Raw genomic sequence first — 18,672 nt, 5'->3', positions numbered from 1 at the left:
GTCCCCGCCGCGAAGACATCGAGGTGTAACGTGAGATAATCTCTTCTAGGAGGCTCTCATGCTTCGATCCGACCCGGCGCAGGCTGCTGCTCTCGTCCGCACGACTCTGGACGCGCGCAGCGTTGTCCTGAGCCACCAGATGGCGCTCCACGATGCGGCCGGAACGGCCCTCGTGGACTTCGCGGGCCCCTACGCCGGCGCCTTCAGCGAGAACCTCCTCCTCCACCTCGACGACTCCGGCCAGCTCTCGCGCGCTCTGGGCCTGCTGGTGGACGACGTGGAGGCCGCATCGGTGCAGGCACGTCGGGAGCTCGAGCGGCTCGAGGAGCTGGCGGCCTGGCAGGTTCGCGAGGATGCTCGCGAGGAGCGACGTCGGGTGGACGCCGCAGGTGCCGTGCTCGCCGCGGCGGAGGGGCTCCTGGACCGGATGCCCTCCGCCGAGCCGTTCCTCGCGCCGGAGGTATCGGCGGCCTTCTTCCCGATGCCGCACCGTCGCGGTGGCGCGGGCGGTTCAGCCGGGACCAGTTCCGCGAATCCGGACCACCTGCGGGTGTTCGTCTCCCGTGCGCGTTCCTCGGCAACCGATCTCGAGGCCGTCCTCCACCGGCTGCGCTCGGAGTGGGCCGCTTTCGTCGATCGGTGCGCCTGGGTGCGCACGGGTTCGCCGTCGTTCCTCGAGGGATTCGCCGTCTTCACGGAGGAGTGCGTCGCGGACGCAGCCTGGATCGAGCGGATCGCGAGCGCTTTTGAGGCGGCGGGCGGGGGGACCCTCTCGGTCGGCGTGCTCGATCTCGTCTCGGCGACGAAGGCGGAGCTCAGCGTGGACCGCCTGCAGCACGCTCTGGGATCGATGCCCGCCGGCGAGATCAGCGCGATGGTGGCGGGATCGCCCGAACTCGCGGAGCGCCTGGAGGGCATGAGCCCCGAGTCCGTGGCAGTCTGGTGGGCGACGCTCGATCCCGCGGAGCACGGATCGGCCCTCTCCCCGCGGCAGTGGATGCTCCTGCAGAGCCTTCCGACGCTGCTCGGCAATCTCGAGGGGCTGCCCTACGGAGCCCGCGATACGGCGAACAGGATCGCCCTGCGGAGCGGTCTCCGAGCGGTCGAGCGCCAGATCGTCGCGTCGGAGCGGATGCTGCTGCTCACGATGCTCCTGCCGGCCGCGCCCGTGGCGCTGCCGATGGTGAAGGCGCGTCTGGACGAGCTGCTGGAGAGGCAGGCGTGCCTAGTGGACATCGACGCGGCGCTCACCACAGTGGTCACTGGCGTACCCCGGTTCCTCGTCTCGCTCACCGGGGACCAGCCTCCGCTCGCCGCGGTCTCGATCGGCGATCTCGACACGGCGACCAACGCCTCGTTCGTGGTTCCCGGGATGGGGACGACGACGCAGAACATGAGCACCCTCGCGGCCGGAGCCCAGACGGTCCAGTCGCAGCGAGGAAGCGGGAGCGCCGTCGTCGCCTGGATCGGCTACAAGACGCCACCGGTCCCCTTCTCCCCGGACCCGGACCTCAGCGTTCTCGGCCTGGCGCGCGCGGAGGAGGGCGCGGCCGCTCTCGTCTCGACGCTCAAGGGATTCGCTGCGGTCCGTCGGGACTCGATGCCGATGCTCGGAGTGGTCGCCCACTCCTTCGGCAGCACGGCGGCGTCCATCGCGATGACCGACCCGGACGTCCATGTCGACAGCTTCATCACGCTCGGATCCGCCGGGCTGCCGAACTGGATCACGAGCGCGAGCCAGCTGCACGCCGACCGGGTCTACGCAGGCCAGGCCACCGACCGGTACCTCCTCGATCCCGCGCCCGGAGACCGGTACTCGTGGGTGGGCAGGGAATTCAGCCCGTGGCACCGCGTCGACCCCTCGGATCCCGCCTTCGGTGCGCGGGGCATCGGCGTGGAGACGGGCGGCGACGCGGGGCCGCCGGTGACGACCCACGACCTGGTCGTCGGCGAGTCCACGGACGACCGGGGGTACCTCGAGCGAGGGACGGAGTCCGCCCGGAACGTGGCGTGGGCTCTGGGTGGCGAGGAGGAGAAGCTGAGTCCGCGCTCGCCCTACTCCGGCTCGGTGCCGCGTCCCCGGGCTCAGACGGCGCCGGAGGTTCCGGCTCATGAGTGAGCTGCGACGGGAGTGGCGACTGCTGCGAGCGCTGTCCGCGATGCTCGCGGTGCTGCTCCTGAGTGCCTGCGGAGGCTCGGCGCCCGTGTCGCCCGAGGAGAACCGGTCGGGCGTGGTCGAGTTCGTGAAGGAGTCGGCCGCGGTCGTGCCGGGTGAGGGCTGGTCGACGAACGAGGGAACGCCGCCGGCTGACCGGTGCGGCCTCGGCTGGGGGCGCAGGGGTGCGCGGTTCGCCTACAACTACTGGGCGCGTCCCGGGGTGGATCTGGAGGGTGATGCGCAGCGGGTGGCGGAGTACTGGCGTTCGCTCGGGATGAGCGTGAGGGTCACGGACTCGACCCCCTGGCCCACCGTCTACGGGGAGGGCGGGCCGGTGCAGCGCGCGAGCTTCGCGACGTCATCGGCCTGGGCCGACCGGTACTCGATCGGTGCGGTCTCGTGGTGCGAGCCGGGTGACTGGATGGCGTTGAACCGTGACTTCCGTCGCCGCGCGCAGGAGGGCGAGGTCCAGCCCGGCGACGAGCCGCGGATGAGCGAGGAGGAGCAGGCGTGGACACCGGCCCCGACTGCACCGCCGACCGCGCCCCCGTCCGCTCCCGCGCAGGAGCCACGGCGCCCCGCTCGTGCGAACCGTCGCAGCCGCCTGCCGGTCAGAGGTCGGCGTGCAGCGCCCAGACGCGCTCGGCCGAGTCGCGCCAGCTGAACGCGCGCGAGCGGTCGCGCCCGGCCACGGACATCCGCTCGCGCAGCCCGGTGTCGGCGAGCACGCTGCTCATCGCGACGGCGAGACGCTCGGGGTAGTGCTTCGCATCGGCGCGCTCGACGGCGACGCCGGCGTCGGCGGCGACCTCCATCAGGGCAGGGTCGTCCGAGTGCACGACGGGCACACCGAAGTGCATCGCCTCGAGCACCGGCAGACCGAATCCCTCGGCGACGCTCGGGTAGACGAACAGTGTGGCGCGGTCGAGGACGACGGCGAGATCGGCGTCGCTCAGCACGCCCAGCGCGCGCACGCGCGTCTCGTCGAGGCCCTGCTCGTCGGCGACGGAGGCGATGTCGAGCTCGCCCCAGCCGGTCGGTCCGACCAGCAGCAGCGGGAGGGCGGGCGCCGATGCGCCGCCGAAGGCCGCGATCAGTGAGACGAGCCCCTTGCGCGGCTCCAACGTGCCGACGCTCAGCACGTACTCGGGCGGGAGGTCGAGAGCCTGTGCGCGCTCGTCGGCGTCCTCGGGCAGCACCAGTCCGGATCCGACCGCGCCGCCGATGACACGCAGGCGGTCGCCGAAGTCCATCAGCTCCGAAAGCTGCTGCGCGACGGCGTGGGTGGGCACGACCACCGCGTCGGCGTGCTTGCGTGCCCGCTTCGCCATCGCCCGGTGCCACTTGGCCCCGTGCGGCGTCAGCGTCTCGGGATGCGTCCACGGCACGGTGTCGTGGATCGTGACCGCGATCTGCTCGCCCCCGCCGCCGTCATGACTCCGCAGCGGGGCGAACAGGCTCGGCGCGTGCATCATTCCGCCGCCCGCCGGGATCGCGATGCCGTACTGCCAGGCCCGCGAGAGCTCGCGTCGGCCCAGGGGGAGTCGGTGGAGACCGGCAAGGCCGGGGAGGCGCAGACGGAGCTCCTCCTCCTTCTCCGGCGGATGCGCGGAGAGGACGGCCTCGACCTCGCAGTCGCGCGGAGCGGTCGCGATCAGCTCGCGGGTCAGCTCCTCGGTGTAGCGGCCGATGCCCCCGGGCACGCGCGCGAGCATCTGGTCGACGACGACCCGGAGAGTGGTGGTCACGGAGTCACCGCCTCGAGGGGAGCGGCGGCGAGGGCGTCCTGCCAGGAGCGCAGCGGCGCGAGTCCGGCTCGGCTCCAGCCGTCGTGGCCGAGCACGGAGTAGGCGGGACGCGGCGCGGGACGCACGAAGGAGCCGCTGTCGGTCGGTCTGAGGCGCTCGGGGTCGAGCCCCGCCTTGGCGAAGATCGCCCTGGCGAAGCCGAGCCACGTCGTCTCGCCGGAGTTGGTGCCGTGGTAGACGCCGGGAGGCGCCCCCCGGTCGACCAGCTCGATCAGCCGCGCGGCGAGGTCGGCGGTCCAGGTCGGCTGGCCGTGCTGGTCGTCGACGACGGCGAGGGTCTCGTGCGAGCCCGCGAGACGGACCATCGTCTTGGCGAAGTTGCCGCCGTGCGCGCCGTAGAGCCAGGCGGTGCGGACCACGTACCCGCGCTCCGGATTCCCGGCGAGCACGAGCTCCTCGCCCTCGGCCTTCGTGCGGCCGTAGGCCGAGATCGGTGCTCGGGGGTGGTCCTCCGCGTAAGGGCTCGCAGCGGAGCCGTCGAAGACGTAGTCGGTCGAGACCTGGACGAGGGCGGCACCTGTCTCCGCCGTGGCGATCGCGAGGTTGTGCGCCCCGACGGCGTTGACGCTCCGTGCAGCGTCCTCGTCGCTCTCAGCGTCGTCGACGCGCGTGTAGGCCGCGCAGTTCACGACCGCGTCGTGGCCGGCCACGGCGGCGCGCACTGCCTCGAGGTCGGTGACGTCGAGGTCGCCGCGCCCGAGGGCGGTGCTGGCGCGGTCGCCGACGGCGCCGCGCAGGTCCGTGCCGAGCATGCCCGAGGCGCCCGTGATGAGGAAGGTCACGTCATCATCATGCCTGAGCACCGTGGACCGGCGTCGGTGCCGCACCGAGTCGGGCGAGTGCGGCACCGGCCTGTCCGGACGACGTCACAGTTCTGGAACATGCCGTCGATACACTGACGTCCGTGCAGATCCGTGAGCTCGACATCCCCGACGCCTACGAGGTGACGCCGCGCCAATTCCCCGACGACCGAGGGGTCTTCTACGAGTTCTACCGGTTCGATCACCTGGCCGAGAAGGTCGGTCACCCGCTCTCGTTGCGACAGGGCAACACGTCGGTCTCGCGGCGCGGCACTGTGCGCGGCATCCATTTCGCCCAGGTCCCGCCGTCGCAGGCCAAGTACGTCTCGTGCTTCTCCGGCTCGGTGCTCGACTACGTGATCGACGTGCGCGTCGGCTCGCCGACCTTCGGCCGGTGGCAGTCCGTCCTGCTCGACGACGTCGACCGCCGCTCCGTCTACCTCGCGGAGGGCCTCGCGCATGCGTTCGTGGCCCTCACCGAGAATGCCGTCGTGTCGTACCTCGTGAGCGCCACTTTCGATCCGGAGCGCGAGAAGGGCGTCGACCCGCTCGACGAGCAGATCGGACTGCGCTTCCCCCCGGAGGCCGGGGAGTTGCTGCTCTCGCCGAAGGACACCGCGGCCCCGTCGCTCGCCGACGCCGAGGCGCAGGGCATCCTCCCGAGCTGGGACGAGGCGCGCGACTACTACGCCGAGCTGGACGGCTCCGCCTGACCGGCGAGGCCCGTCAGCGCTTCGGTCGCAGGCGCATGAGTGCCACGCGCGCTCCGAGTCCTAGGCGCACAGCGGCACGGATCGGAGCCTGGTACCAGGCTCCGTACTTCTGCGCGAGGTAGAGGTAGGCGCTGCGGTGGTGCACCGCGAGCATCCGCGCCGACGCCAGGCGAGTGGAGTGGCCGCCGAGGTGCGAGACCACCGCGTCAGCGAGGTAGACATTCGTCCACCCCCGCCGGCCGAGGGAATCGCCCAGCTGGACGTCCTCGAAGTACATGAAGTAGCGGTCGTCGAAGCCGCCGATCTGGTCGAACGCCGTCCGCCGCACCATCACGCACGCTCCGGACAGCCAGCCCGCCTCCATGCGGCCGTGCTCGAGAGTCTCGACCGCGCGGGAGCGACGGTACGTCGCGGACCAGGGGTTGCCCGGCCACATGTGCGCGAAGAGGGCGTGGCCGATGCCCGTCCCGAGTGATGGGAGCGCCCGCGCGGAGGGGTAGACGGTGCCGTCGGAGTCGAGGATGCGCGGTCCGATCGAGCCGATCCGGTCGTCGGTGACCGCCGCGGCGTACAGCGCGTCGATCGAGCCCGGCAGGAACACCGTGTCCGGGTTCGTCACCAGGATCCACTCGACCTCGGGTCCGAGGCGATCGACCGCGTAGTTGACGGCCCTGCCGTAACCGAGGTTCCGACCCGTCTCGTGGAACTCGACCTCGGGGTGCCGCTCGACCACGCGGCGCACGGAGTCGTCGGTCGTCTGGTTGTCGACGACCACGATGCGCACGTCGTGGTCCGTCGCCGCGGGAATCGACTCCAGGCAAGCGCGGAGGACCTCACCCGAGAAGTGGGTGACGACGACGACCGCGATGGGCAACGTCGAGCGGGCGATGGGAGCCTCCGGGGAGTGCGGTGTCGACGGGCGGGGGCACCGTCGGAAGAACTCGACGAGGCTAGCACGCGGGCTCCGCCGAGCCTCAGCGAGCCGCGGACCCGACCTCGTCGACGATCTCGCCGAGCTCGACCGCGATGTCCGCGGTGGACGCGGGCCTGCGGAACACGACGAACTTGTAGAGGCAGAAATTCCAGACGAGGCCCACGAGCACCGCGACCGCCTTGGCGACGTTGATCGCCAGGAACGCCTTCTCGCCCGCGCTGGGCAGGAAGAGGAGGGACGTGCCGAAGCGGGTGTCGAAGAAGACCTCGAAGCCGTAGATGATCAGCGACTGCAGGACGAGGGAGCTGAAGCCGGTGACGAGGAAGAACTGGCCGAAGGTCCGCAGGGTCGGGCGGTCGGGGTGGCGGAAGACGAAGAAGTGGTTGAGGAAGTACGAGATCGAGATCCCGACCGTCACCGAGACCACGTTCGCGAGGAGTGTCGGCAGACCGACCATCAGCGAGAGCGCGTTGAGGATCAGGAAGTCCAGCGCTGTGTTGAGCGAACCCGCGACGACGAATCGCACCTTCTGGGATTCCAGCCAACGCGCCACGGTACTCCTCCTGCCGACGATCGCCCGGCGGGACGACTCGGGCCGAGAGTACGCGGTCGGTCTGTACTGGGACCCCCTTGCGCGCGAACCCTTCCTGAGAAAGTGCGGCGCTGTCGCGGATGCCCTTCCCATCGGCGGGCGGCGCGCGCCCGGCACGCCCCAGGGCCGATGGTGCACGCTGGTACTGTTCCACCGCCTCCGCCCCGGCGCGAGCGTGCCCGACGCCGCTCCGCCACCGCCCGAATCGGATCGCCATGCTCTCCCTCACCATCGTCACTCCCACGTACAACGAAGCGGACAACGTCGGCGAGCTGCTGCGCCGGCTGGCCGCCGCCGCTGCGGCCGAGCCCGACGTGCTCGTGCGCTCCGTCATCGTGGACGACTCCTCGCCCGACGGCACCGCCGAGCGGGCGCGCGCGCTCGGCGCCCAGCTGTCGACAGGGACGTTCTCGGTCGAGGTGCTCTCTCGCGCGGCCAAGGAGGGACTCGGCGCCGCCTACCTGTGGGCCTTCGAACAGGTGCTCGGGCGCGAGGACCCGCCGACGCACATCCTCCAGATGGACGCTGATCTCTCGCACGACCCGGCGTATCTCTCCGACTTCCTCCGCGAAGTGCGCGCCGGTGCCGATCTCGTGGTCGCCTCGCGATACATCCCCGGAGGCGGCACGCCGGACTGGACGCTCGACCGCAAGATCCTCAGCCGCGGCGGCAACCTCTACTCGCGGGCCTTACTCGGGTCGCGGCTGACCGACTGGACGGGCGGGTTCAACCTCTTCAGCCGTGAGCTGCTCGAGCGGATCCACTTCGAGACCGTCGATGCGACGGGCTACGGCTTCCAGATCGCGCTGAAGCACCGTGCGTCCGTCGCCGCACGTCAGGTCCGCGAGATCCCGATCGTGTTCCTCGACCGCACCGAGGGGACCTCCAAGATCCCGGGCAACACGATGCTGCGCAGCCTTGTGCTGGTCCTGCGGATCCGGCTCGGGCGCGACTCGTCCCGGTAGCTGCTCCCGTCCGAGAGGCGGGTCGCCCGGCCCGCCGGTGGAGGGCGTACTCGGGCTCACGGCCGTCGTCGAGCCCCGGCGCTCACGAGCCGGTGCGGAAGAGCAGCCAGCGCCGGTCGGAGTCGGTGCTGACGACGCTCGGCCGGTCTGAGTCGGCGACCGCGTCGACGAAGGGCTTCCAGCCGTCGGGGTCATCGACGTAGGCGAAGGTGTCGACGAGGACCGCGCAGGCACCCGAGGCGTCATACTCGCGCTCGAAGGAGCGGGGTGTGGTCGCGAGGTCCCAGTCGTCGGCCGAGCGGGTGCCGCGGACCGCGCCGTAGCTGTAGCGCAGGCCCGCCTCGTCCGAGGAGTAGAGGTAGGGCAGGGCCTCGTCGTAGTCGCCCATGTCTCCGATCGGGTCGGTCTCGGGGAAGTCCTTGAGCGGGAGCTGCGCGATCCCGCATCCGTCGGCGAGGCGTCGCTCCGTCTCGTGAGTGAACGCACGGACGGGGGCGTCGTCGGTCGGATCGAGCGGGATCGCCGCCGCCGTCCCCGCCACCTGGTCGATCAGCCCCACCACGGCGACGACCGCCAGTGCAGGGAGGAGGAGTCGCAGGCGCCGCGTGACCGCCTCCAGGGCGATCCCCGCCACGCCGAGAGCGAGCACGCTGAGCACGATCGACATCCGCGACCACGCCCGGATCTCGGGGCTGACGACGTAGGAGAGGATCGCGCCGAGCCCGGCGACGACGAAGAAGAGAAGCGCGAGGACGAACGCCTGGCTGAGCAGCCCGACCCGGGCGTCCGTGACCAGCAGGGCGATACGCGAGCGCGAGCCCACGCCGGAGCGTCCCGCCCGGCCGAGCGCTGACAGCACGATCAGCAGGACGAGCAGGAACGCGGCCGAGACGACCACCGCGGTCGAGGGGTTCTCGGTCGTCTCGAGGATCCTGCTCGAGCGGGCGTAGTCCTGGGCGAGCTCGGCCAGCGGTGAGAACCCGCTGGTGGGCGAGGGCAGGAGCAGGCTCTGCAGTTTGCCGCCGTAGAACTCCGACTCCTGCGGAGAGCGGCCCTGGAAGTACTTCTCGTAGCGATCGCCCTGGTTGTTCGAGAGCACGGCGAGCTGAACGGCGACGAAGCCCAGGAGTGAGCCCAGTGCGAGCGTGGGCCAGGCGAGCGTGCGCAGTGGCGACCGGCGCACCAGTGTCGCGAGCACCGCCAGTGCCCACGCCGAGCCGAGCACGATGGCGCCGAAGACGAAGTAGTACGACTGCGTCCACGCGATCGCCACGGCGATGACGATGACGACCGCCGCTCGCACGAGGCGACGGCGGCGCGGGCCGACGATGCCCGCCGTCCACCGGGCCAGCGGATCCGTCTCCCGCCCGCCGATCACCAGCAGCAGTACGCCGATGAGCGGCACGGCCCAGTAGCTCGCGAGGAAGGGGTGCCCGATGGACATCTGCACGAAGTGGTAGGGCAGCACCGCCGTCAGCACGCCGAACACCAGAGACGTGGCGCGGCGCAGGCGCAGAGCCCGGAAGAAGACGTAGGCGGTGGTTCCGACGGCGGTGAAGCCGGCGATGTTGTAGAGGTTGAGCAGCCAGACGCCGTCGGGAGTGAACGGTCCGACGAGAGCGACGAAGACGGCCGACCAGGGATCGAACAGCGGCGCGAAGAAGAGGTTCTGGACGGCCGGGAATCCGAGCCGGCCGTTGGGCAGGAACGGGAACACCTCGCGGGCGCTCGAGAAGATCGTGTAGTGCAGCACCTGGTCCGGGCCGCCGAAGGCCCACCTCTCGCCGAGGTTCTGCGGTGTGATGCCGAGCGCGAGGACCCCGAGCGCGGTCGAGAGCACGGCGGCCGCAGCGCCGAGTCCCAGATCGAGGAGGAGCGCCCGGCGACGACGGTGCCGTCGGCCCTTCGGCAGGGTGGCGGCGTCGTCGACGGTCATCCGGTGGTGGTCCTTCCGTTCTGCGGGGAGCGCTGAGCGGAGGCGGGGCCTGTCCGGGCGCGAGGGAACCCTATGGTAATTTCTTCGGGTTCCGCCGGGATGTCGCCGCCCAGCACGCATGCTCGACGAAAGCTCTTCCATGACACGCACTGTCCTTCTCGCCGGTGGCGCCGGGTTCGTGGGATCGAATCTCGCCGCACGTCTCCTCCGCCGCGGCGACCGGGTGGTCGTTCTCGACTCTCTGCTGACCGGCTCGACCCGCAACGTCGCTGCCCACCTCGGCCACCCCGCGCTCACAGTGGTCGAGGCGGACGCGGCCACTGCGCGCTCTCTCGTGGGTCCGTTCGATGTGGTGCTGCATTTCGCGTCGCCTGCGTCGCCGCCGCGGTATCTGGCGCATCCGATCGAGACCTTGCATGCCGGCTCGGTGGTGACGGAGGCGTTGCTGGATGTGGCGCGTCGGGATGGTGCCCGGTTCGTGCTCGCTTCCACGTCGGAGGTGTACGGGGATCCGCATGTGCATCCGCAGCACGAGGAGTACTGGGGGAACGTGAATCCGAACGGGCCGCGGAGTGTGTACGACGAGGCGAAGCGGTATGCGGAGGCGTTGACGTTCGCGTATCGGCGCAGTTTCGGCGTGGACACTGGTGTTGTGCGGATCTTCAACACGTACGGGCCGAACATGGACATCGACGACGGCCGGGCGGTACCGGCGTTCGCGAAGGCTGCGTTGGCGGGTTCTCCGCTGCCGATGCACGGTGACGGGACGCAGACGCGGTCCCTTCTCTACGTCGACGATCTGGTCGAGGGTGTCCTGCGGATGGTGGAGTCGTCCGACGCGGGCCCGATCAACCTGGGGTCCGTGGACGAGCTGGAGTTGCGGGAGATCGCCCGTCGGATCGTGGAGCTCGTGGGAAGCGACTCCGAGGTCCACTACGGTCCTCGCCCTGTCGACGATCCCGAGCGTCGTCGGCCTGATATCACCCGTGCCCGCGAGGTCCTCGGCTGGGAGCCGAAGGTGTCGATCGAGGAGGGGCTGGCGCGCACGGTGCGCTGGTTCTCCGAGGGTGCGTCGAACGAGAGCGGTGCCCTGTGAGACTGTCGATCCTGATGCCCGTGTTCAACGAGGAGGCGACGCTGCGCAAGGCAGTGGATCGTGTCCTCGCTGTGGAGTTCCAGGAGGGCGTCGAGATCGAATTCGTGATCGTGAACGACGGCAGCCGTGATCGGACCCGCGAGATCCTGGACTCCCTCGAGGATCCGCGGATCCGGGTGTTCCACCAGCCGCGCAACCAGGGCAAGGGCGCGGCGATCAGCCGGGCCGTGCAGGAGGCGACGGGTGACTACGTGATCATCTGCGACGCGGATGAGGAGTATCGGCCGAGCGAGATCCCATCGCTGCTGCAGCCGGTCCTGGACGAAGAGGCGGAGCTCGTGTACGGGAGTCGCACGTTCGGGAGTCACACGTCGTTCTCGTACTGGTACGTGCTGGGCAACAAGGGCGTGAACCTGATCACGAACATCCTCTTCAACGCCTACATCTCGGATGTGGAGACCTGCTTCAAGCTGATGCCGCTGAGTCTCTACCGTTCCCTCGGCATCAGGGAGAAGGGGTTCGGGATGGAGGCGGAGGTCACCGGGAAACTCCTCGCCCGCGGCTACCGTCCCTACGAGGTCGGCATCAGCTACAAGGCCCGTACCCGCGAAGAGGGAAAGAAGATCACCGTGAAGGACGGCTTCGAAGCGATCTGGATCCTCGTGAGGATCCGCCTGCGCGAAGGCACCCGCACCCGCCCGCCGAAGACGCCGGTGTCCTGAGCCCGTGGCCGATTCCCGCGTCACCACTGCCGCGACCCCGCCTCGTCGGGGCGCGATCGCGCTCGTCCGTGCGGTCTCCGCAGGTCTCGTCTCGTACGCGCTCAAGTTCGGCGTGGTCGGCATCATCGGCCTCGTCGTCGACGTCACCGTCTTCAACCTCCTCCGGGTCGGCGGGATCGGCGGAGAGCACCTGCTGTCGGGGCCGATCGGCGCCAAGGTGGTCGCCGTCGCCGCAGCGACCGTCGTCACCTGGTTCGGCAACCGCTACTGGACCTTCCGCGAGCACCGCCGAGCGAACTACCTCCTCGAACTCGCTGAGTTCAGCGTCGTGGCCGTCGCGGGCATGGCCGTGAACCTGCTGCCCCTCTACGTCTCGCATTACGTCCTGGGCTTCGACAATCTGGTGGCCGACAACATCTCGGCCAACGTCATCGGTCTTGTGCTCGCGACCGCCTTCCGATTCGTCCTCTACCGCTACTGGGTGTTCGGTCACCACCGCTCAGGAGGAGTGGTCGAGCGGCGCGAAGCCGAGATGGCCGCTGCCGCTCTGTTCGAGGACGACGCCTCCGCCGTCGCCGACACATCCGGGATCCGCCTGCCCCACCGCTGACGTCCCGTCGCTGATAAGCGCGTGCACCGACCTCGACTTCTGACGCGAATGCCGCCCGCATCGGTCGGGTGAGAGTGAAGAGAAGGTTCTTTCCGCCATCGCGGTACCGTTCGCCTCTCCGCGCGTCGTCCGCGATATCGGGAGCGAGAATCGACGCCTGTGCGATGTGCTGCCGGTGCCCTTGTCCGCTCGAGAACGTCTGGTGCTGCTGGTGCCATGATTCGGACGTCAGCAGTGACTGATTTCTACCCTTATGCGCCTCGGGATCAGTTGGCGCGAGGGGAGATCCGACGCCCGAGAAGTGCGCTCTCGTGACCCGCTGTCATCAGTTGAGGGACCCTCCTAGGAGGCTTCCACGCCCACGTTTCACCGGCCCGCAGAGGACTCTCCTCTCGTTGTCCCGCGAGAGATGACGGCGCAGGAATGCCGTTCCCCTCTGCAGGTGATGAGATCTCTCGTTTTTTGGGAGGAAGCGGGGGCGCCGCCGACAGAGTCGTCGACGCGCATCGTGAGATGGCCGAGCGGGGCTCCGGGACCCGCCGTTCATCACAGGCGCCCGAGAGAAGCCTGTCGGCCGATTACACTGGAGCTGTGCCTGAAGAGACGACGTTCCCCCAGCGCGCCCGCAACGAGGGCGCGACCGAAGCGGAGACCATCGAGGAGCTCCGTGACCGCTTGGATTCCCTGCTGAACGACCCACTCGATCAGTGGGCCGCGAACATGCACTTCGGCGGTGTCCACTACGTGGCCGACTTCGAGTCGACCCTCTCGTGGAAGGTCACGCGGCCGTTGCGTGCAGCACGCACCTTCCAGATCCGCGTCGGTCAGCTGGGCCTGCCCGGCGCAGTGCGCCACTCGATCCGTTACGCCAAGCGCCGTTTCGGCGGTCGGGCCCGGTGAACGACCTCGACCTCGCGGGTCGCGACGCCCGCCGTGCCTTCGTCGTGCAACGGCTCGAGCAGATCGCGCCGTTCGTTCTCGAGGATCCCGCGGCGTCGGCCGATCTCGCCGACCGGGGCCCCGGGCCCTTCCTCGATGAGATCGCGCGAGCTGTGCAGCGTCGCGACTCGGACGACCTGACCTGGCTTTCGCTGGCGGCGTTCCTCGGGGTCTACCCCGTGCCGCACCTGTTCAGCTGGTTCAAACGCTCGCTGCAATTGGCGCAGCCGCACGAGGCGATGCGCGTGTTCATGGTCGCCGGCACTCGGGCCTCGACCGGCTACCACGACCTCTCCACGACGCTCTCCGTCGTCACCGACGCGGTCGTGGTCGACGTCGACTTCTGCGCCCGCAACTCGCACGCGACCGGTATTCAACGCGTGGTCCGTCAGACGATGAAGCGTTGGCATCGTGACCACGATCTGATCCTCACCGCCTGGGAGCACGGTTCCATGGCGTTGCGTCGGCTCGGTGCCGGAGAGCTCGAGCGGGTCATCGACTTCGAGACCAGCAGTGCGCGGCCCTGGGAGCAGGGCCGTCCCGACCGCGTCGAGTTCGTCGTGCCGTTCCGCTCGACCGTCGTGATACCCGAGGTGCCCACGGTGGGCATCTGTGATCCTCTCGCCGCGCTCGCTCAGTTCTCGGGCAACACGGTCAGCGTGATCGGATACGACGCGATCCCGGTGGTCAGCGCCGACACCGTGCCACCGCAGGAGAGCCTGCGCTTCGTCAACTACCTCACGGTGGTCAAGCACGCCACCCGGGTCGCGGGCATCAGCGCGGCCGCGACACAGGAGTTCGAGGGCTTCACGGCGGCACTGCCCGCCCAGGGGCTCGAGGGCCCTGAGCTGTCGACCGTCTCGTTGCCCGTCGAGTCGCCTCCGCTGACGACGGAGGCGACTCCCGAGAAGGACGACCTCCCTCTCGTTCTCTCGGTCGGCAGCCACGAGCCGCGCAAGAACCACCTGGCGACCCTCTTCGCAGCAGAGATGCTGTGGCGCGAGGGCAAGAAGTTCCGGCTCCGTTTCATCGGCGGGGGCAATCCGTGGGCGACCCAGGTCTTCGACGTTCGGATCCGGGAGGCTCAGCGCCGAGGTAGGCCCGTCGAGATCGTCCGCGGTGCGAGCGACGACGTGCTGGTGTCCTCCTACCGCAACGCACGGTTCTTCGTCTTCGCCTCGACTCATGAGGGCTACGGCCTGCCTGTGGCCGAGGCGCTGGCTCTCGGCCTCCCGACCATCACGTCCGACCGCGGATCGCTGGCCGAGATCGCCGCCGACGGCGGATGCCTGACTGTCGATCCCTACGACGACGACCAGCTCCTCGCGGCGATGCGCGAGTTGCTCGACTCCGATGAGCGGCTGGCGGAGCTCGCCGCGCAGGCTCGCTCTCGTCCGAAACGAACCTGGAACGACTACTCCGCCGAGCTGTGGGAGGCCCTCGTGCCTTCCAGGGCTGGGCGCGACGAGGAGGATGACGATGCGTGAGTCGACAGCGATCGAGCGCCTGACCCTGCTGCTCGAGACAGTCGAGCCGACGACTCCTCCGGCCCGCCAGGTTCCGGCTCTGGTGCGGCAGGTGTCCGATGCGCTCGCCGAGCCGACCTTCGAGCAGACATGGCTCCTCCTCGCGGTTCTGAACGCCGAGCTGCCGGTGCGCGATCAGGTCGTCGATTCGCGGCGCACGGCTCGCCTCGAGGGGGTCGCGCGGCTGGTGGAGTCTCTGCTGCGGCCGACCGCCGCCGCGCGTGTCCTCGATATCGTCCGCTCTCCTGACACCGTCGTGATTGCACGGCACGCCGTGCTTGTCGATGTCCACCACACCGCTCGCACCGGCCTGGCGACGGGAATCCAGCGGGTCGTCCGCAACACGATCGTCGAGTGGAACAGCCGCCACGATGTGATGCTGATCGTGTGGGACGACGCGATGTCCGGATTCCGCGAGGTCGGCAGTGAGCTGCGCACCAATGCGCTCTACGGATCGGCCCCAGATGCGCGGCTCGATCCTCGGGCCCCGGTGGTGGTGCCCTGGGAGTCGCTCTACGTCCTCCCGGAGCTCGCGATCGAGGACGCACGGAGCGCACGGCTCTCGGCCTTCACGGAGTTCAGTGGTAACGCGACCACCATGATCGGCCACGACTGCGTTCCGCTCACCACGGCCGAGACCGCTCATGGCGGCATCAGCGGTCAGTTCCCACGAACCCTCGTCGCCGTCTCGCATATGGACCGTGTCGCCACCGTGTCGCACGCCTCGCAGACCGAGTTCCGGGGCTGGCGCGGCATGCTCGAGGGCGAATCCGGTCCAGACGTCGACGCGATCCCGTTGCCGGCCTCTGCGGGAGGGGGCGCCGACTTCGACGAGGAGGGCACCCGCGCTCTGCTGGGCGCCGAGGACGGGAGCCCTCTCGTCGTCTGCATCGGCAGCCACGAGCCGCGCAAGAACCACCTGGCCGTGTTGCATGCCGCTGAGCTGGTCTGGCGGTCAGGGGTCGACTTCACGCTCGCCTTCATCGGCGGGAACGCGTGGAACAGCGAGGAGTTCCAGGGTCGAATGCATGCTCTGCAGGACGAGGGCAGAGCGGTGGACTCCTTCTCGGCGATCACGGACGAACTGCTCTGGAGCGCGTATCGGAGCGCGCGCTGCACGGTGTTCCCCTCGCTCAACGAGGGATTCGGGCTTCCGGTGGCTGAGTCGCTCGCAGTCGGAACTCCGGTCATCACTTCCGGCTTCGGCAGCATGAAGGACATCGCCGCCCAGGGCGGCGCTCTGCTCGTGGATCCCCGCGACGACCGCTCGATCCGTGACGCGCTCATCTCGCTGATCACCGATGACGAGGTGCACGCGCGCCTCACCGCGGAGGCGCACGCCCGGGTGAACCGGACGTGGGGTGAGTACGCCGACGAGCTGTGGAGCTACGTCACTGCTGTGGCTCCGGCTGGCGTCTCGGTGCACTAGAACGCAGCGCCTCCTCCTCCCCGAGGGTGCGGGCAGGGGGCTCAGGACTCCACGAGGCCCTGAGCGGCACGCACGAGTGACTCGGCGGCGTCGCTCCAGGGGCGTACTCGTCCCGCCTCGACGTGTCGAGGATGGGCGAGAACGGACTCGAGTGCGCGTCTCAAGGCTCTCTCGTCGTGGAGCGGCACGAACTCCGCCGCGCTTTCGTGCCCGCGCAGTGCATCGCGGATGCCCGGGATATCGGACACGACGACGGGCGTCCCTGTCGCCACTGCTTCGAGGGCCGGCAGACCGAACCCCTCGTGCAGCGAGACGAGGGCGAGGGCGTCAGCGCCGGTCATCAGCGCCGGCATCTCGGCGTCTTCGACGAAGACGGGCGAGAGCCGGACATCGGCTCCGGCGGTCACTGCCTCGTCGACGGCTCGTCGGACATCGTCGTCGTCCCACGAGGTCGCCCCGACGATCAGGAGCGTCGTGGCCCGAGGGCGCTCTGCGGCGGCGAAAGCCCTCACGAGAGCGGCGACGTTCTTCCGCGGCTCCACCGCACCGACGAACAGCAGGTAGCGGTCGACCCCGACCCCGACCCGGGCGCGGACTGCGGCGACCTCGGCGGCGGCACGTCGACGGAAGACCGAAGCGTCCACGGTGGTCGGCAGGATCACGACGCGGTCCCGCTCGACGCCGAGGTGCTCGACGATCTCTGCGGCGGCGGAGGGAGTCCCCGTCGCGACGAGGTCGGAGCGCGAGAGCCAGCCGGGCATCCGGGCGCGGAGGAGAGCCCGACGGTCGGCGGGAACGAGCTCGGGGGCTACAGCGAAGCAGGCGTCGTGGACGAAGGTTATTCCGCGGGAGTGTCGAGTCAGCGCCCAGTTGCGGTAGTTCGGGAAGAAGTAGACCCCCCGTCCGACGAACGGGTCCAGGGGGACCGACGTCCGAGTCAGCAGGCCTACGAGTCGCCGGGGGAGCGGAATGCCCCGGACGGAGAACGGCAGTCCGATGCTCGCGACTGCCCTGCGCTCCGAAGCCGGAACGAAGAGGATGACGTCGACGTCGCCCCGACGGTGCGCGGCCTCGAGCGCCCGCAGGGTCTCGAGGAGGACATGGCCCACGCCGGTCAGCCGCTCAGCCGCCAGAGGACTCGCATCGACGAGCAGCCGGACCTGCTCCGAGGTCATGCCAGGGTAATGCCGTCGACCGTCGCGGACGCCCCGACGTCTACCAGACCGACCCGCTTGCTCGAGCGCTCGACCGTGAAGCGGGCGCCCACGGGCACCCGGGTGAATTCTCCCGTGTCCATCGTCGACGCGGAGGCGTGCACCGCATACGTTCCGCCGCCGAAGTGCGTGTCCGGCAGGTGGAAGACGACGGTGGTCTCCTTCGTGAGCGGCGGGTGCTCGAAGCCCAGGCGCATGGTGTTCGTCCCGAAGACGACCTGGCCGAGAGGAGTGTCCACACCCATTCCGAGGAACCAGCGCTCCAGGGGAGCGGATGTCAGCGGACGCAGGGTCACGCGCACCTCGAGGTCGTCTCCCGGGCGCAGGATGCGGTTACCCTGCTCGACCGTCCCGCCCTCAAGTTCGATGCTGACGATCTCAGCCGGCTGGGCCTGCTCGGGCTCCTCGCCCGCCTCCTCCGCTTCTGCGCTTTCCCGCTCGACCCTTTCCTGGCGCGACGACTCGAATCCGTTGCGGAGCACTTCGAGGCCGCGGGCCGTCTCTCCGTCGTAGATGACGGAACCGTGCTCGAGGACGACCGTGCGATCACAGAGTTCGCCGACCTGTTCGAGGGAATGGGTCACGAGCACGATCGTCTTGCCGGCACGCTGGAACGCACGGATGCGGTCCATGCATTTGCGCTGGAACGGCTCGTCGCCGACCGCGAGGACCTCGTCGACGAGGAGGAGATCGGGATCGGTGTGGATGGCGATCGCGAATGCCAGCCGCACATACATGCCCGAAGAGTAGAACTTGACCTGGGTGTCGATGAAGTCCGAGATCTCGGAGAAGTCGACGATCGAGTCGAACTTGTCCTCCAGTTCCTTTCGGGAGAGCCCCAGGATCGCCCCGTTGAGGAACACATTCTCCCGCCCTGTGAGGTCGGGGTGGAATCCCGCACCCAGCTCAAGGAGTGCAGCCAGACGCCCGCGGCGCTCCACCGTGCCGGTCGTGGGCTGGATGATTCCGCCGATCAGCTTCAGCAACGTGCTCTTGCCGGAGCCGTTGGCGCCGATCAGGCCGACTGTGGATCCCAGAGGGATGTCGAGATCGATGTCGCGCAGCGCCCAGAAGTCATCGCGGTGCTGCTTGCCCCGGCCGAAGTTGACGACGCGCTCTTTGAGGCTCTTGTCCTTGCGGATCACGAAGCGCTTGGAGGCGTTCTGAACGCGAATGATGGTCGGCATCGCCGCCGCGTCGGGAACGGCGACCTCGGTCTCGAGTGTCATG

At 69.4% G+C, this 18,672-nt stretch carries 17 protein-coding genes; 10 read left to right on the top strand and 7 right to left on the bottom strand.

Annotated elements, in window-relative coordinates:
- The first annotated feature begins 58 nt into the window (after window positions 1-58).
- Together GSU10_RS10525 and GSU10_RS10520 are read left to right on the top strand one after the other, a co-directional pair.
- A complete protein-coding gene (locus tag GSU10_RS10525; protein WP_068211617.1) occupies window positions 59-2,119 on the top strand; it encodes an alpha/beta hydrolase in 2,061 nt (686 codons plus the stop codon).
- Window positions 2,112-2,822 carry a hypothetical protein gene (locus GSU10_RS10520; RefSeq protein ID WP_132503998.1) on the top strand — a complete coding sequence of 237 codons (711 nt, stop codon included), beginning with the start codon at window positions 2,112-2,114 and terminating at the stop codon, window positions 2,820-2,822. Before GSU10_RS10525 ends, GSU10_RS10520 begins: the two co-directional genes overlap by 8 nt.
- On the opposite strand, the gene GSU10_RS10515 is transcribed toward GSU10_RS10520, so the two are convergent.
- Together GSU10_RS10515 and rfbD are read right to left on the bottom strand one after the other, a co-directional pair.
- Entirely contained in the window at window positions 2,770-3,906 is a 1,137-nt protein-coding gene (locus tag GSU10_RS10515; protein ID WP_236713530.1) for a glycosyltransferase family 4 protein, read from the bottom strand. The genes GSU10_RS10520 and GSU10_RS10515 overlap by 53 nt on opposite strands.
- Window positions 3,903-4,718: a dTDP-4-dehydrorhamnose reductase gene (gene rfbD / locus GSU10_RS10510; RefSeq protein ID WP_068208859.1), complete on the bottom strand. Its 816-nt coding sequence runs from the start codon at window positions 4,716-4,718 to the stop codon at window positions 3,903-3,905. The genes GSU10_RS10515 and rfbD overlap by 4 nt, the downstream gene beginning before the upstream one ends.
- 152 nt (window positions 4,719-4,870) lie before the next feature.
- Between rfbD and GSU10_RS10505 the strand changes: the two genes are divergently transcribed.
- Window positions 4,871-5,479 carry a dTDP-4-dehydrorhamnose 3,5-epimerase family protein gene (locus GSU10_RS10505; RefSeq protein ID WP_068208853.1) on the top strand — a complete coding sequence of 203 codons (609 nt, stop codon included), beginning with the start codon at window positions 4,871-4,873 and terminating at the stop codon, window positions 5,477-5,479.
- A 13-nt stretch (window positions 5,480-5,492) separates the two neighbouring features.
- On the opposite strand, the gene GSU10_RS10500 is transcribed toward GSU10_RS10505, so the two are convergent.
- Both GSU10_RS10500 and GSU10_RS10495 read right to left on the bottom strand, forming a co-directional pair.
- On the bottom strand, window positions 5,493-6,353 hold the full coding sequence (locus tag GSU10_RS10500; RefSeq protein ID WP_236713529.1) for a glycosyltransferase family 2 protein: 861 nt from the start codon (window positions 6,351-6,353) through the stop codon (window positions 5,493-5,495).
- A gap of 100 nt (window positions 6,354-6,453) precedes the next feature.
- Complete coding sequence (locus GSU10_RS10495) at window positions 6,454-6,966, bottom strand: GtrA family protein (protein WP_068208849.1); 513 nt, start codon at window positions 6,964-6,966, stop codon at window positions 6,454-6,456.
- A 254-nt stretch (window positions 6,967-7,220) separates the two neighbouring features.
- Between GSU10_RS10495 and GSU10_RS10490 the strand changes: the two genes are divergently transcribed.
- Window positions 7,221-7,970 (top strand): polyprenol monophosphomannose synthase, encoded by a 750-nt coding sequence (locus tag GSU10_RS10490; protein ID WP_068208847.1) that lies wholly within the window; start codon window positions 7,221-7,223, stop codon window positions 7,968-7,970.
- An 82-nt stretch (window positions 7,971-8,052) separates the two neighbouring features.
- On the opposite strand, the gene GSU10_RS10485 is transcribed toward GSU10_RS10490, so the two are convergent.
- Complete coding sequence (locus GSU10_RS10485; protein WP_132504003.1) at window positions 8,053-9,906, bottom strand: hypothetical protein; 1,854 nt, start codon at window positions 9,904-9,906, stop codon at window positions 8,053-8,055.
- A 139-nt stretch (window positions 9,907-10,045) separates the two neighbouring features.
- Between GSU10_RS10485 and GSU10_RS10480 the strand changes: the two genes are divergently transcribed.
- From GSU10_RS10480 to GSU10_RS10455, 6 genes are all read left to right on the top strand, one after another.
- Window positions 10,046-11,002, top strand: a complete 957-nt coding sequence (locus GSU10_RS10480; RefSeq protein ID WP_068208840.1) for an NAD-dependent epimerase/dehydratase family protein — start codon at window positions 10,046-10,048, stop codon at window positions 11,000-11,002.
- Complete coding sequence (locus GSU10_RS10475) at window positions 10,999-11,724, top strand: glycosyltransferase family 2 protein (protein WP_068208838.1); 726 nt, start codon at window positions 10,999-11,001, stop codon at window positions 11,722-11,724. Before GSU10_RS10480 ends, GSU10_RS10475 begins: the two co-directional genes overlap by 4 nt.
- Window positions 11,725-11,728: 4 nt before the next feature.
- Window positions 11,729-12,334 carry a GtrA family protein gene (locus GSU10_RS10470; RefSeq protein ID WP_082845001.1) on the top strand — a complete coding sequence of 202 codons (606 nt, stop codon included), beginning with the start codon at window positions 11,729-11,731 and terminating at the stop codon, window positions 12,332-12,334.
- A 591-nt stretch (window positions 12,335-12,925) separates the two neighbouring features.
- Window positions 12,926-13,234, top strand: a complete 309-nt coding sequence (locus tag GSU10_RS10465; protein WP_068208836.1) for a hypothetical protein — start codon at window positions 12,926-12,928, stop codon at window positions 13,232-13,234.
- Complete coding sequence (locus GSU10_RS10460; RefSeq protein ID WP_068208834.1) at window positions 13,231-14,760, top strand: glycosyltransferase family 4 protein; 1,530 nt, start codon at window positions 13,231-13,233, stop codon at window positions 14,758-14,760. Before GSU10_RS10465 ends, GSU10_RS10460 begins: the two co-directional genes overlap by 4 nt.
- A complete protein-coding gene (locus GSU10_RS10455) occupies window positions 14,753-16,228 on the top strand; it encodes a glycosyltransferase (RefSeq protein ID WP_068208833.1) in 1,476 nt (491 codons plus the stop codon). Before GSU10_RS10460 ends, GSU10_RS10455 begins: the two co-directional genes overlap by 8 nt.
- Window positions 16,229-16,269: 41 nt before the next feature.
- Here the strand turns inward: GSU10_RS10455 and GSU10_RS10450 are convergent, their stop codons facing one another.
- Window positions 16,270-17,403, bottom strand: coding sequence for a glycosyltransferase family 4 protein (locus GSU10_RS10450; RefSeq protein WP_132504005.1), 1,134 nt, complete (start codon window positions 17,401-17,403; stop codon window positions 16,270-16,272).
- Window positions 17,400-18,671, bottom strand: a complete 1,272-nt coding sequence (locus GSU10_RS10445; protein WP_068208827.1) for an ABC transporter ATP-binding protein — start codon at window positions 18,669-18,671, stop codon at window positions 17,400-17,402. Before GSU10_RS10445 ends, GSU10_RS10450 begins: the two co-directional genes overlap by 4 nt.
- Between the last annotated feature and the right edge of the window lies 1 nt (window position 18,672).

This window comes from Rathayibacter tanaceti (genome assembly GCF_009834165.1).
Taxonomy (GTDB): domain Bacteria; phylum Actinomycetota; class Actinomycetes; order Actinomycetales; family Microbacteriaceae; genus Rathayibacter; species Rathayibacter tanaceti.
This window is presented reverse-complemented; position numbering and strand designations above follow the sequence as displayed.